This window comes from Streptomyces pinistramenti, assembly GCF_020564935.1.
GTDB lineage: Bacteria > Actinomycetota > Actinomycetes > Streptomycetales > Streptomycetaceae > Streptomyces > Streptomyces pinistramenti.
The window spans coordinates 17,690-31,184 of record NZ_JAJCXB010000069.1; the positions used below are offsets into that span (position 1 = coordinate 17,690).

Annotated in this window: 12 protein-coding genes; 9 read left to right on the top strand and 3 right to left on the bottom strand. The window is 71.5% G+C overall.

From position 1 onward, the window contains the following. The first annotated feature begins 211 nt into the window (after window positions 1-211). Window positions 212-445 (top strand): hypothetical protein, encoded by a 234-nt coding sequence (locus LIU39_RS30765; RefSeq protein WP_227050217.1) that lies wholly within the window; start codon window positions 212-214, stop codon window positions 443-445. Between the two features lie 256 nt (window positions 446-701). Continuing rightward, on the top strand, window positions 702-2,318 hold the full coding sequence (locus LIU39_RS30770; protein WP_227050218.1) for an FAD-binding oxidoreductase: 1,617 nt from the start codon (window positions 702-704) through the stop codon (window positions 2,316-2,318). Window positions 2,319-2,446: 128 nt separating this feature from the next. Here LIU39_RS30770 and LIU39_RS30775 read toward each other — a convergent pair whose 3' ends face one another. Together LIU39_RS30775 and LIU39_RS30780 are read right to left on the bottom strand one after the other, a co-directional pair. Then, complete coding sequence (locus tag LIU39_RS30775) at window positions 2,447-3,202, bottom strand: phosphatase PAP2 family protein (RefSeq protein WP_227050219.1); 756 nt, start codon at window positions 3,200-3,202, stop codon at window positions 2,447-2,449. A 227-nt stretch (window positions 3,203-3,429) separates the two neighbouring features. Then, complete coding sequence (locus LIU39_RS30780) at window positions 3,430-4,395, bottom strand: bifunctional lytic transglycosylase/C40 family peptidase (protein ID WP_227050220.1); 966 nt, start codon at window positions 4,393-4,395, stop codon at window positions 3,430-3,432. A gap of 303 nt (window positions 4,396-4,698) precedes the next feature. On the opposite strand from LIU39_RS30780, the gene LIU39_RS35090 reads away from it, so the two are divergent. The 7 genes from LIU39_RS35090 to LIU39_RS30810 all read left to right on the top strand — a co-directional run bounded on the left by LIU39_RS35090 (window position 4,699) and on the right by LIU39_RS30810 (window position 12,774). Then, complete coding sequence (locus LIU39_RS35090; RefSeq protein WP_264483445.1) at window positions 4,699-4,821, top strand: hypothetical protein; 123 nt, start codon at window positions 4,699-4,701, stop codon at window positions 4,819-4,821. Between the two features lie 279 nt (window positions 4,822-5,100). Further along, window positions 5,101-5,409: a DUF8827 family protein gene (locus tag LIU39_RS30785; protein ID WP_227050221.1), complete on the top strand. Its 309-nt coding sequence runs from the start codon at window positions 5,101-5,103 to the stop codon at window positions 5,407-5,409. Window positions 5,410-5,897: 488 nt separating this feature from the next. Beyond that, a complete protein-coding gene (locus tag LIU39_RS30790; protein WP_227050222.1) occupies window positions 5,898-6,755 on the top strand; it encodes a DUF8175 domain-containg protein in 858 nt (285 codons plus the stop codon). Further along, window positions 6,745-8,070: a hypothetical protein gene (locus LIU39_RS30795; protein ID WP_227050223.1), complete on the top strand. Its 1,326-nt coding sequence runs from the start codon at window positions 6,745-6,747 to the stop codon at window positions 8,068-8,070. The genes LIU39_RS30790 and LIU39_RS30795 overlap by 11 nt, the downstream gene beginning before the upstream one ends. Beyond that, window positions 8,067-9,629 carry an SCO6880 family protein gene (locus tag LIU39_RS30800; RefSeq protein WP_227050224.1) on the top strand — a complete coding sequence of 521 codons (1,563 nt, stop codon included), beginning with the start codon at window positions 8,067-8,069 and terminating at the stop codon, window positions 9,627-9,629. Before LIU39_RS30795 ends, LIU39_RS30800 begins: the two co-directional genes overlap by 4 nt. Before the next feature lie 29 nt (window positions 9,630-9,658). After that, complete coding sequence (locus LIU39_RS30805) at window positions 9,659-11,128, top strand: ATP-binding protein (protein ID WP_227050228.1); 1,470 nt, start codon at window positions 9,659-9,661, stop codon at window positions 11,126-11,128. Continuing rightward, window positions 11,125-12,774, top strand: coding sequence for a type IV secretory system conjugative DNA transfer family protein (locus LIU39_RS30810; protein ID WP_372464115.1), 1,650 nt, complete (start codon window positions 11,125-11,127; stop codon window positions 12,772-12,774). Before LIU39_RS30805 ends, LIU39_RS30810 begins: the two co-directional genes overlap by 4 nt. 13 nt (window positions 12,775-12,787) lie before the next feature. On the opposite strand, the gene LIU39_RS30815 is transcribed toward LIU39_RS30810, so the two are convergent. Beyond that, the gene (locus LIU39_RS30815; RefSeq protein WP_227050225.1) at window positions 12,788-13,312 is read right to left on the bottom strand and encodes a GNAT family N-acetyltransferase; all 525 of its coding nucleotides are present in this window, start codon (window positions 13,310-13,312) and stop codon (window positions 12,788-12,790) included. Between the last annotated feature and the right edge of the window lie 183 nt (window positions 13,313-13,495).

Sequence of the window (13,495 nt, forward strand, 5' to 3'; positions counted from 1 at the left end):
CGCTGTGTCATGGGCGATCGGGCCCGGGTGCCGGAGCCGGACCGTCCCGTTCCGATCCGTCCGCTCACCGGCGGTCCGCTCCGGACGGCCCGCTCCGGACGGTCGCGCGTGGTTCCGACCGCTCCGTTCAACGACCGTTCCGAGGGGCCGTCACGCGGGCGTCACCCCGGGCGCGTGGCTGACGCCTGACCCGCTCATCTACCGTGGCAGGGTGACCGACCGCGCCCCGCATCCACCGTCAGGTCCCGCCACCGCCCCGGGCACCGCGCCCCGGCCCGTCCCCGGCACCCCACCGGCTCCGCACCACACCTCCACCACCGAACGCGGCTCCTTCATCCTGGCGAGCTGCACGTGCGGCTGGCACGGCGCGGCCCGCAGGGCCCGTTCCCAGGCCCGTACGGATGCCGAACGCCATCTGGCCGCCGCAGGACCGCACCCCGCCTGAGCAGCTTTCCGGAACGAGTCCGTCCGGGCCGGGAACCCCCAACGGCCCTGTCGCATCTGGGTTAAGAGACAACAAGCCAGCAGACCGGCGCGCCGACGGACTCGCACGCCCCCGGAGATCTGACCCCGGGGCCCCCGAGAGCGCCTCCCCCAGAGCCCTGGCCGGGGAAGGCGCGCAGCGGCCGCCCGGCGAAATGCCCCGCGACCACCGGCCGGGCCGGTGGCCGGCCGGCACAACAACGAGGGGACACATCCCAGTGAAGCGGCGCACACTCCTGCAAACCGGCGGCGGCCTCGCGGTGACTTCGGTCGCCCTGGCCACCGGCTGCGACAGCACCAAGGGCGCGGCGGGCGCTTCCCCCGCCGGGTCCGGCACGGCCGCCGGAGGAGCCGGCGCGATGAACTCCAGTGCCGCATCCGGCGCCGACCGGGCCGCCAAGTCCCCTGCCACCAAGACGAGTTGGAGCGCACTCTCCAAGGACCTGGACGGCACCCTGATCCGCGCGTCCGACGCCGCGTACGCCACCGCACGCCGCCTCTACAACACCCGCTACGACGGACTGAAGCCGTCCGCCGTCGCCTACGTCCAGCACCCGTCGGACATCGCCGCCTGCCTCGCCTTCGCCCGCCGCTACGACGCCCCGGTCGCCATCCGCAGCGGCGGCCACTCCTACGCGGGCTACTCCAGCGGCAACGGCAAGCTCATCATCGACGTCTCCGCCCTCTCCAAGGTCTCCGCGCCGTCCGCAGGCACCGTCCGAATAGGCGCCGGCGCCAAGCTCATCGACGTCTACCAGGGCCTGGGCGCGCACGGCGTCACGCTCCCCGGCGGCTCCTGCCCCACCGTCGCCATCTCCGGCCTGACCCTCGGCGGCGGCCACGGCGTGGCCTCCCGCGCCTACGGCCTGACCTGCGACAGCCTCGTCGGCGCCACCCTCGTCACGGCCGACGGCAAGACCGTCGACTGCGACAAGTCCCGCAATCCGGACCTCTTCTGGGCCCTGCGCGGCGCCGGCAACGGCAACTTCGGCGTGGTCACCGAACTCCGCTTCCGCACCCACCCCGCGCCGCGCTCGGTCATGGCGTACATGGCCTGGCCGTGGGCCAAGGCGGCCAAGGTGCTGGGCTCCTGGCAGAAGTGGGGCCCGGTGCAGGCCGACGAGATATGGTCCGCCTGCCACCTCGACGCGCGGCCCGGCGGCACCCCCGTCGTCTCCGTCGCCGCGTTCTCCCTCGGCAGCTACCGCGACCTGCAGAACGCCGTCGACAAGCTCGCCGACCAGCCGGGCGGCCCCGGACCCGCCAGCACCGTGCACCTCACCCCGATCGCCTACCTGGACGCGATGGAGGCGTACGCCGGCTGCTCGTCCAAGTCCACCGCGCAGTGCCACATGCCGGGCGCGCTGCCGGGCCACACCGGCGCGGGACAGCTGGGCCGCGAGACGTACGCGGCCCGCTCGCACTTCTACGACCGTTCGCTGTCCGCGGCCGGCATCCAGACCGTGCTGGGCCAGATCGAGAGCGCGGGCCGCAAGGGCGTCAACGGCAACGTCGCGCTGACCGCGCTGGGCGGCGCGATCAACCGCGTCGGGGCCGCCGACACCGCGTTCGTGCACCGCGGTTCGCGGTTCCTCGCCCAGTACCTGGCGTCCTGGCCGGCCGGCGGCTCGTCCGCGAGCCGAACCGCCTGGCTCGACTCCTTCCACAGCGCGATGCGGCGCCACTCCTCGGGCGCCGCCTACCAGAACTACGCCGACTCGGCCCTCACCGACTGGAAATCCGCGTACTTCGGACCGGCCGCCGCCCGCCTGGACAAGGTCAAGCAGACCTACGATCCGCAGCGGCTCTTCAGCACGTTCCCGCAGGCACTGTGACGCACCACCCGGGAGGCACCGGGAGGCACCGAAAGGGCGAGGAGAACGGCAACGGATGAACAGCGAAGGCCCGGCCCCCCGAAGGGTCCGGGCCTTTCCGCTGCCGCGTGAGCCGCGCGCCGCGCCGCTCACGCGGCCAGGTCGCTGTCCCGCCCCTCGCGCCGCGGCAGCGCCGCCCCTGCGGTCATCGCCAGACCGCCGGGCACCTCGTCCGGCTCCGCCGCTCCGGCCTCGCCACCCGCCTCGTGCCCGTCCGCCGTCTCGGGCACCCCGGGCGCCCGCACCAGCCGGCCGGCCCGCGACCGCCCGAGCGCCGTCATCAGCGGCACCAGCAGCGCCTGGGCTGGCGGCGCGAGCAGCAGTGCGACGGCGGTGCCCAGCGCGAATCCGCCGATCACATCCGTCGGGTAGTGCACGCCCATGTAGACCCGGCAGAAGCCTTCGAGCAGCGCCAGGCCGATCCCGATCAGCCCGTACTTGCGGTGGGCGATGAACAGGCCGACGCCGACCGCCATCGTCAGCGTCGCGTGATCGCTGACGAACGAGAAGTCGCTCTTGCCCGGGATCAGCACCGCCATCCCGGCGTGCTCATCGAACGGCCGCGGCCGCTCGACGAACGCCCGGATCGGGATGTTGGCCAGCAGCGCGAGCCCGGCGGCCAGCGGCGCCCACACCAGACCGGCGACGGCGGCCGGCGCACCGGGCCTGCGGCGCGCGGCCCACCAGGCGACCAGACACAGCACGGCGAGACCGGCGACGATGCCGTACTCGCCGAGGTACTCCATCGCGCGGTTGACCCAGTGCGGGGCGTCCTTCGCGAGGCCGTTGATGCCGTCGAGCACGTCGACATCGGGGTTCGGCCCCTCGAATGCGAGTACAGCCATCTGCCATGGCCCCTTATCTTCCGCGCGCGCGAGCGCCGTGTGTGTGCCGCCAACCCCCGTGGTCGTCGAGCCTTGCTGCCATGTCACCGCGCCGGACACGCGGGTCACGCCTGCTACATCCCACGCCAGGAAAACGTGCTCGTCATCGCGGGCGTTCCACTCTCCACCGGATGATCACCAGCCTGTTATCCAAGCTTGACTCGTCACCGCAGTTCAGGGCTTTATGTTCATGCAGCGTTCGCGTTCGGCAGTGCTTTTGCGCCATCCGACGTGACGCGGGTCGCCCCCAGGTAATCCGGCACATCGATCTTGTCGAACCGGATGACGGCACCGGTGTGCGGCGCGTTGATCATGTATCCGCCTCCCACGTAGATCCCCACGTGGTGGATCGACCGCGGGTCCGTCAGGTCGTTCGCGAAGAACACCAGGTCGCCCGGGAGCAGCTCGTCGCGCTTCGGGTGCGGCCCCGCATTCCACTGGTCGTTCGCCACCCGCGGCAGCTCCACCCCGACCGTGCGGTACGCGGCCTGCGTCAGACCGGAGCAGTCGAACCGCCCGTTCTGCCCTGACGTGCCCGTCCCGCCCCAGAGGTACGGCGTGCCGAGCTTCTCCTGCGCGTAGTAGATGGCGGACGCCGCCTGCTTCGACGGCTCGACCCGCCCCACCGGCGCCTCGAAGCTCTTCGCCAGCGTCGTGATCGTCTTCACGTAGTTCTGCGTCTCGCCGTACGGCGGCACGCCGTTGTACTGGATCACGCGGTACGCCCCCGCGTTGTACGCGGCGAGCATGTTGTGGGTGGCGTCCCCCGGCGCGTCCTTCACGTACTTCGCCAGCTCGCAGTCGTACGAGGCCGCCGACGGGATCGCGTCCTCCGGATCCCAGACGTCCTTCTTGCCGTCACCGTTCCCGTCGATGCCGTGCGTCTGCCACGTCCCCGGGATGAACTGTGCTATCCCCTGCGCGGCAGCCGGGCTCTGCGCCTTCGGGTTCCAGCCGCTCTCCTGGTAGAGCTGCGCCGCGAGCAGCGACGGGCTGATGGCCGGGCAGAGCGTCCCCCACTTCTGCACCAGCGACTGGTACGCGGCCGGCACCGCGCCCTTGGCGAGCCCGGCCACCCGGCCGCCCGCCGCGTTCGCCATCCCCGCGGCGGCCGTGTACGTCCCGACCACGAGCAGCGCGACAAGACAGAGCATCAGCCCTGCCCCTGTCCCACCGGCAATCCAGAATTTCCGCACCCCTCAACCCTCCCCCATCCGGCCCCGGTTCACCGCCCTTTCCCCCGCACACCCGCGAGTTCCCGCCGCACAGCGGCGCATGAAACAGCGCAGGGGGCGCTCGCACAGTACCCACACCGGCCCGCCGACCGAAGCCCCGCACCCGAAGCCCCCCGCCGGACCCGCCGCATCCCGGCCACCCCGTACGCCGTCCCGCCCGGCCCCGTCGCGTGCCCGGTCCGCGGTACGCGACACTGAAGGGACACCGAGGACGGGACGCCCATGGACCCCAACAACCAGAAGCAGCTCAACAAGCACCTGTGGTGGCGGGTCGCGTATTTTCTCTTCGCGATCCACCTCGTCGCGTTCCTCATGGTCTTCGCGATGTCCCACGCGCCGAAGTAGCGCCGGCGCCCGCACGGCGGGGTCTCGGACAGCCCGCCGGATCCCCCCGATGATCATTGCCCACGGTTACCGTACGTGATACACACAGTGAGACTAATAGGTCCGGTGGACAGCGTGCGGGCCGATCCTCACGGCACCCCCACGGGATCCGCAAAAGAAAGCCGTCAAGTCGACATCCGATGGTGTCTTTGTCGGCGAAGATGGTCGGCGAAGATAGAGCCTGCCCTGTGCCGTGCGGCGCGGGGCCACAACTACCCATAAGGGGCGGTGAGTTCACAAATGTTCATTGCGGCCGAAAAGGGCGACATCACCACCATCATCGGCGGAATCGCCCCGGACTGGGGCCCGTTCGGGAGCCTGGGCAATGAAGCCCGCGTGATGGTCGAGGTGGTCATGGCAATCGCCATCCTGCTGTGCCTCGGCATCGCGATCTGGGGCGCCGCGAAACAGCGCATCGGCGCCACCGCGCTCCGCGACACCTTCAGCGCCGAACAGGGCAAGGGCCTGATCGTCGCCGGCCTCACCGGAGTCTTCATCATCGGCTCCCTGGGGACGCTCTTCACCATCGTCTACGGCATGGCGGTCTGACCCCACCCACGCGACCGCGCCGCACGCACCCGGATGCCGCGCGGTCCCGGCACGCCCGTCCCGGCGCTGCCACCCGTGCGCCCCCGCCCGCCGCCCCTCCGCCTCCCCCATGCCTCCGTCCACCCCCCGACCGGCCCACCCCCTCCGCCGAGGCCCCATGCTGACGCCCACTCAACCCGGCCCGACACAGCCGCCCCCGCGCCCGGCCACCGCCGCGACCAGCGGTCCGGTTGGGCTGCCCGCCACATGGGGACAGGTCGATCCGGAGAGAAGAAGGCGACGGCGAAACCCCACGGACATGGAGCACGCGATGGGTACAAATGCCCCGGAGTCCCCCATTCGCCTCTGCGGCCCGGCATCTGAGGACCCGTCACGGTGAGATGTACTCGTACCACCGCACCCACACCGCCACCCACGCGGCTACGGTCATATGAGGGCGGCACAACTACGGCGGAGACGGCAATGGCGGTTGAGGGGGCACGGGCGCGATGAGCATCGGCGATGACGGCGACTACAGCGGCGACTACAGAAGTCCCGACGCGGGCCAGACCCGCACCAGACTTCCGGACGGCGACGGCGACACCTACGGCTCGGGGCGACGGCCCCGGGCCGGCCTGTCGAGCCGGAACCTCGTCACGATCGTCGGCGTGGTGGTACTCCTGATCGCCGCCATCGCCTTCGCCAACCGCAGCGGAGGCACATCCGGCAGCCAGGACACCGCCGACAACGCCCCCGGCCCGGTCGGGGGCCCCGCCGCCCGCTCGACCGCCCCCACCGGCACCAAACCGGTCGACGGCAAGAACGGCACCATCGCCTCCGGCTTCGCCAAGACGGCCCAGGGGGCGCAGTCGGCGGCGGCGAATTACGCGGTGGCGCTGGGTTCTGCGGACATCCTCAAGCCCGCCACGCGGCACACCCTCGTCAAGCAGGTCTTCTCACCCGCCAAGACCGCCGGCGTGCAGAGCAAGCTCGACGCCACGTACTCGGCCGGCTTCCTCAAGAAGCTCGGCCTCGACGCGAACGGCAACGCCGCCAAGGGCATGACCTACATCTCCCGCACCGTCCCCGTCGGCACCAAGCTCGTCAAGCTCAACGGCGACACCGCGAATCTCGAAGTGTGGTGCACGGGCCTCTTCGGCACCGCGGGCGCGAAGTCGACGACCCCGGTGACGACCGACTGGTTCACCACGCATCTGCAGCTCAAGTGGGCCGACGGGGACTGGAAGGTCGAGAGCTTCTCCCGGCAGGACGGCCCCGCCCCGGTCAACGGCGACAACAAGACGTCCGGCGCAGACCAGATCACGGATGCGGTCAAGCAGTACGGAGGGTTCACCTATGCCCGGTAGCCGATGGAGCCGCGCCCGCAACCTCACCGCCCTGCTGGCGACTCTCCAGACCGCGGTCTTCATGCTGGCCACCCGCGCCATGGCCGCGCCGAGCCCCACACCGTCGCCCGGCCAGAGCGACGACCCCTGCGCACTCGTCCCCGGCCAGGCCAGGGACTTCTGCCAATCCGGCGACAAAGCCGGCTCCGGCGCCCCCAAAACCCCCAGCCTCACCGACAACAACCCGCTCGACCCCCTCACCTCCCTCGCCAAGGGCTGTGCCAAGGCCGCCGCCTGGATCGTCGACAAGCTGGCCGACGCCGTGAAGTCGACGTCGCAGGTGGACTTCACCAACAGCGCGTTCCTGCGCCAGTACGCCGTCGTGTTCGCCGCGTCGACCGTGCTCACGCTGGTGCTGTGGCTGCTCGCCGTCGCCAAGCGTGCGGTGCGCGGGGTGCGGCTCACGGAGGCGATCGGCGAGGCCGTCGGGTTCCTCTGGCTGACCGTCCTCGCGTCCGCGTTCACGCCCCTGATCCTCTACACCGTCGTCTCGGCGACCGACGGCGTCACCGAGATCATCGCGAAGGGCACGGGTGCGAAAACCGATACGTTCTTCGGCGCGTTCTCGGAGGCGCTGACCAAGGGCACGGACATCGGCGGCGGCCCGATCATGCTGATCGTCGTCTCGCTGGTGTCCGTACTGGCCGCCGGCGTGCTCTGGCTCGAACTGGTGGTCCGGGCCGCGCTGCTGTACGTCGGCGCGCTGCTGGGAACCGTCGTGTACGCCGGGCTCGTCGACAAGAACATGTGGGGCCACGTCCGCCGCTGGGCCGGCATCATGATCGCGGTGATCATGGTGAAACCGGTGATCGTGATCGTGCTGGGCATCGCCGGAGCGCTCTCGTCCGACAAGGGCCCCAACGCCTTCTCCGCCGTCGTCTCCGGCCTCGCGATCATCATCCTCGCGATCTTCGCCAGCGCGGTGATATACCGCTTCGTCCCCGGCTTCGGCGACGACATGGTCTCCGCCCGTACGAACAAGGGCCGCGCCACCGACGGCAGCCAGGCCGCCGCCATGATCTCCTCGCCCGCCGCACTGGTCTCCCAGGGCATCAAGACGCACAGCGCCCGCAAGTCGGGCGACGGCGGCGGCCAGGCGCAGGGCGGCGGCCAGTCCTCCGCCTCCGGCGTGGCCGGCGGCGTCGCGGCGCACAGCACGCGTTCCGGCGGCGGCCGCGGCCCGGCGCCCGCCGCCCCCGCACCCCGTACGAACCCCGGCCCAGGACCGAGCACCGGCGCCCGCACCGGCAAGTCAGCAGGAGGTGATGGGCGTTGAGCACGCAGTCCCACCCGGTCGCGCCCCGTCGGACGTATCTGATCGGCCGCGCCCGGCCCAACGCCGTCGTCGGCAAGAACCGCGAGACCGGCGAGATCGCGCTGATCATCGCCGCCGCGTTCATCGGCATGGTGTGCGGACTGGCGATCGGCTCCCTGCCCCTGAAGATCGCGAGCCTCACCGGCTTCCCGGTACTCGGCCTGGCCGCCGTCTACGTCCCGTACAAGGGCCGGACGTTCTACAAGTGGTTCGAGATCAACCGCAGCTACCGCAGGACCGTACGGCGCGGCACCGCCTACCGCTCCGGCGCCGCCGAGGCCGGCATCCGGCTCGACGGCCGCGAGGTCGAGATCGGCCCGCCCCCCGGCATCGGCCGGATCAACTGGCTCGCCGCCCCCTTCGGCCCCGACGAGATCGCCGTCCTGCTGCACGCCGACCGCCGCACGGTGACCGCCGCCATCGAGATCGAGGGCCCCGGCGTCGGCCTGCGCGACAGCGAGGACCAGGAAGCCCTGGTCGACCGCTTCGGGACGCTGCTCAAGCACGTGGCCAACGGCGACGGCTTCGTGACCCGCCTCCAGATGCTCGCCCGCACCCTGCCCGCCGACCCGGACGCGCATGCCAAGGACGTCGCCCAGCGCGGCGACCAGTCCGCTCCCGAGTGGCTCCAGGAGTCCTACGAGCAGCTCCAGTCGATGGTCTCCACCTCGTCCGAGCAGCACCGCGCCTACCTCGTGGCCTGCATGCACTACGACCGCGAACTCGCCGCCGAGGCCCACACCATGGCCCGCGCCGCCCGCGCCCAGCGCGGCGGCCCGGCCCGCGAGAAGCTCGACCGCGACGCCGGCCTCGCCGTCGTCATGGCCCGCGAACTGACCGACATCTGCGCCCGCCTCGCCGAGGCCGACATCCGCGTCCGCCAGCCCCTGGGCCAGGCCCGCCTCTCGTCCCTCGTGCACTCCATGTACGACCCGGACCACCCCATCGACCACATCCAGGCGATGAGCAAGCGCAACACCTGGCCGGCCGAGCTGGACGCGATGGAGCCGACCTACCTCCAGGCCAAGACCCGCGAATCGACCACCCGCGCCCCCTGGTGCCACTCCACCGCCTGGATCAAGGAGTGGCCGCTGACCCCGGTGGGCGTCAACTTCCTGGCGCCCCTCCTGGTGCACACCCCGGACGTGATCCGTACGGTCGCCGTCTGCATGGACCTGGAGCCCACCGAGATCGCCATCGAGCGGATGCTGACGGAGAAGACCAATGACGACGCGGAGGCCAGCCGCGCGGCGAAGATGAACCGCGTGGTCGACCCGCGCGACGTCGCCCACCACGGCCGCGTCGACCAGCGCGGCGAGGACCTCGCGTCCGGAGCCGCCGGCGTGAACCTCGTCGGCTACCTCACCGTCTCCTCCCGCTCACCCGAGGCACTCGCCCGCGACAAGCGCACCATCCGCGCCTCCGCCGGCAAGTCCTACCTCAAGCTGGAGTGGTGCGACCGCGAGCACCACCGTGCGTTCGTCAACACCCTGCCGTTCGCGACCGGGATCCGCCGCTAAAGCCGCTGGGAGGCGCGTACGTCATGGCCATGCTCGATCCGCTCGCAGCGCTCACCGACGCATTCACCAGCTTCCTGTTCGGGAAGGTGGAGACGACACGGCTGCCCGTACGCACCTCCACAGGCCAGGCCCAGGCCGTCTACCTGCCCACCGCGGCACCCGGCCTCGGCGACTCCGGCGTCATCATCGGCCGCGAGGTCTACAGCGGCAAGGGCTACATCTACGACCCGTTCCAGCTCTACGGACAGCAACTCCCCGCCCCCCACTGGCTGGTACTCGGCGAATCCGGCAACGGCAAGTCCGCGCTGGAGAAGACCTACGTCCTGCGCCAGCTCCGCTTCCGCGACCGCCAGGTCGTCGTCCTGGACGCCCAGGGCGAGGACGGCGTCGGCGAATGGAACCTCATCGCCGAGGAACTGGGCATCACCCCCATCCGCCTCGACCCCACCGCCGCCCTCAACGGCGGCATCCGCCTCAACCCCCTCGACCCCTCGATCACCACCACCGGACAGCTCGCCCTGCTCCGCACGATCATCGAGGTCGCGATGGGCCACGGCCTGGACGAACGCTCCGGCTTCGCCCTCAAGGTCGCGCACGCCACGGTGCTCGGCGAGTTCAGCGCGGCCGCCGACGCGCAGTCAGGACACCCACGGCAGCCGGTACTCACCGACATCGTCGAGCAGCTGCGGCACCCGGAAGCGGAAGCCGCCGAGGCGATGAACGTCGACATAGACGATGTCCGGGCCTGGGGCCTCGACGTGGCGCTCGTCCTCGACCGCCTCGTCGACGGTGACCTGCGCGGCATGTTCGACGGCCCGACCACCGCCGGCATCGACCTCGACGCCCCGCTGATCGTCTTCGACCTCTCGCACATCGACCGGAACTCCATCGCCATGCCGATCCTGATGGCCATCGTCGGCGTCTGGCTCGAACACACCTGGATCCGCCCCGACCGCAAGAAGCGCATCTTCCTGGTGGAAGAGGCATGGCACATCATCAACTCCCCCTTCGTCGCCCAGCTCTTCCAGCGGCTGCTGAAGTTCGGCCGCCGCCTCGGCCTGTCCTTCGTCGCCGTCGTCCACCACCTCAGCGACGTCGTCGACGGCGCCGCCGCACGCGAAGCCGCCGCGATCCTCAAGATGGCCTCCACCCGCACCATCTACGCCCAGAAGGCCGACGAGGCCCGCGCCACCGGACAGGTCCTGGGCCTACCCCGCTGGGCCGTCGAGATCATCCCGACCCTGACCCCCGGCATCGCCGTATGGGACGTCAACGGCAACGTCCAGGTCGTCAAACACCTCATCACGGAAGCCGAACGTCCGCTGGTCTACACCGACCGCGCGATGACCGAGGCATCCGCGATGACCACGGCCTCGTCCACCCCCACGGACGAGGCACGCGCCATCGAAAAGGCAGCGGACGCCGAAGCGGAGGAGCGCGCCGAAGCCCTGGCGATGGCACGGCAGATGCGGGACGAGTCGAGCGAGACGGTGGCGTGAGGCGCGATTACGAGCAGGACCCCAGGGACATCAACGGGTATCCGGACGACCGGTACCCGCCCCGCGGCGGCCGGGGCGGCATCCCCGACTCCCTCCTCATCGGCCTGCTGGCCTTCCTCCTCGGCCTGACCCTGCTCGTCTGGACGGCCACCGGCCTGGCCGGCCTCTTCACCCACGGCGCCTGGCCGGACAGTGTCAGCTACCCCGGCACCCCCATGGCGCTGCGTCATCTCGTCGCCGCACCCCACGACTTGGCGGCCGCCTGGCCGGAAACCCCCAAGGCCCAGCTCTCCGGCTACGGCCTCTTCTGGGGCATCCTGATCGGCGAGCTGATGGTGCTGCTGGTCCTGACGATCTTCGCGATGGGCACGGTGACCCGGTACCGCGCGGTACGCCGCACCCGACGCGCCACGGCCCGACGCGCAGCCCTGGACGCGGCCGACCAGGAAGCCGCCCGCACAGCAGCGGCCCAGGACCGCACCACCCCGGGAACCTCCAGCACACCACCCCACGACCACGCCCCCGCCACCCCGCCGCAGCCCGCCCCCGTACAGCCGACGCCCCCCGAAGCCGCACCCCCGGCCCCCGTACCCGTCACCCCCCTCTCCGCCACCGCGGCCGCCGCCCTCTTCCCCGACGCCCCCACGGGCGGCCCGCTCCCCGAACAACGCACGCCCCCGGCCGCACCCCCGGGATCCCCGCTCGCCGAACGCGCCGTCCCCCGCCTCCGGTTCGGCACCGACCGCGCCGCCGCCACCGCCGAGGCCCTGGCCGCGATCACCGCCGCCGAGGGCCCGCTCATCGTCGCCACCACCGAACCCACCCTCTGGTCCGAAACCAAAGACGCCCGCGCCAAACTCGGCCCCCTCCTGGCCTACGACCCGACGCACCGCCTCGACACCCCGGCCCGCCTCCGCTGGTCGCCCACCGACGGCTGCCAGGACATCGCGGTCGCCACCGCCCGCGCCTCCGCGCTGCTCGCCCCCGTAAGCCCGCCGAGCACCCTGGACACGGCCGTCGCCGACGCCGCCAGGACCCTGCTCCGCTGCTGGCTGCACGCGGCGGAGGTGGACGGCCGCCCGTTCCGGCAGCTGCACCGCTGGGCACACGCCACCGGCGCCGCGCAGGAGCCCGTACGGATCCTCCGGACCAACCCCCAGGCGTCCGCGGGCCAGGCCGGCGAACTGGAGTCGGTGCTGACCGCCTACGCCGACCGCCGCGAGCAGGCGAAGGAACTCGTCGCCCGCGCCCTGAGTGCCCTCGGCTCGATCCACATCCGCGACGCCTGCAATCCGCACCGACCGGATTCCCTCGTTCTCGAATCATTCATCGACGAGGGGGGAACGCTCTACGTGGTGGGCGAGCCCCTGGAGGACCCGCGCACCGACCCGGGTGCGATGCCCCTGCTCACCGCACTCCTCTCGCACGTGGTCGAGCACGGCCGCCGCATGGCCGAACGGTCATCTGACGGTCGGCTCGACCCACCACTCACCCTGGTACTCGACGACATCGCCGCCCTGGCCCCCCTGCCCGCGCTCCCCGCCCTCCTCACGACGGGCCAGGACCGCGGCCTGCTGACCCTCGCGACGATGCGCTCCCAGGAACAGGCCCGCGCCCGCTGGCCCCGCGCCACCCTCCCGGTCTGACACCGGGAGGCGGCTACCGCCGCGCCAGCGCCATCTCCCGCTCGGTCACCGCCGCATCCTTCGGATCGGCCATGGTCCGACCAGTCTCGACGAAGCCCAGCGCCCGGTAGAGCGCGATGGCCGGCTCGTTCGCCGCGTGCACCCACAGCCGCACCCGGGCCACGGCCGGCTCCGACAGGCTCCACGACCAGTCGAGCGCCGCCTCGAACAACTCCCGCGACAGCCCCGTCCCCCGGTGCTCGGGACGCACATACACACCGACGATCCGCGCCTGCGGCACCTCGCCGTCGGTGTCCCGCAGCACCACGACCATGCCGCCCCAACTCCCGTCAGGCCCCTCGCCGATGAGCGTCAGCGCCGTACCGCCGTCATCGCTCCGTTCGGCCCGCCGCTGCCAGAACTCGGGCGGCTGGGCCGCGGCTTCCTCGAACGTCTCGTGGAACGCCATCCGCGCCACCGGGTCGGCCAGGGCCGCCAGCCTCAGCTCCTTGAACCGCTTCCACTCGTCCGCCTGCACCGGCCTGATCAAGTACGCCATCGGCTCAGCATCGCAGCGCACGCACCCGCTGGCCAGTGAAATCCGGTCCGTCATGGTCCGGAAATGCAGAAATGCCCCGCCGGGAACCGAAGTTCCCGACGAGGCATTCCACAAAAATTGTTCGGCGGCGTCCTACTCTCCCACAGAGTCCCCTCTGCAGTACCATCGGCGCTGAAAGGCTTA

Coding starts and splice junctions, on each gene's coding strand:
- LIU39_RS30775 (WP_227050219.1), bottom strand. CDS start 3,202: ATGGCTGTACTCGCATTCGAGGGGCCGAACCCCGATGTCGACGTGCTC.
- LIU39_RS30780 (WP_227050220.1), bottom strand. CDS start 4,395: ATGCTCTGTCTTGTCGCGCTGCTCGTGGTCGGGACGTACACGGCCGCC.
- LIU39_RS35090 (WP_264483445.1), top strand. CDS start 4,699: ATGGACCCCAACAACCAGAAGCAGCTCAACAAGCACCTGTGGTGGCGG.
- LIU39_RS30785 (WP_227050221.1), top strand. CDS start 5,101: ATGTTCATTGCGGCCGAAAAGGGCGACATCACCACCATCATCGGCGGA.
- LIU39_RS30790 (WP_227050222.1), top strand. CDS start 5,898: ATGAGCATCGGCGATGACGGCGACTACAGCGGCGACTACAGAAGTCCC.
- LIU39_RS30795 (WP_227050223.1), top strand. CDS start 6,745: ATGCCCGGTAGCCGATGGAGCCGCGCCCGCAACCTCACCGCCCTGCTG.
- LIU39_RS30805 (WP_227050228.1), top strand. CDS start 9,659: ATGCTCGATCCGCTCGCAGCGCTCACCGACGCATTCACCAGCTTCCTG.
- LIU39_RS30815 (WP_227050225.1), bottom strand. CDS start 13,312: ATGGCGTACTTGATCAGGCCGGTGCAGGCGGACGAGTGGAAGCGGTTC.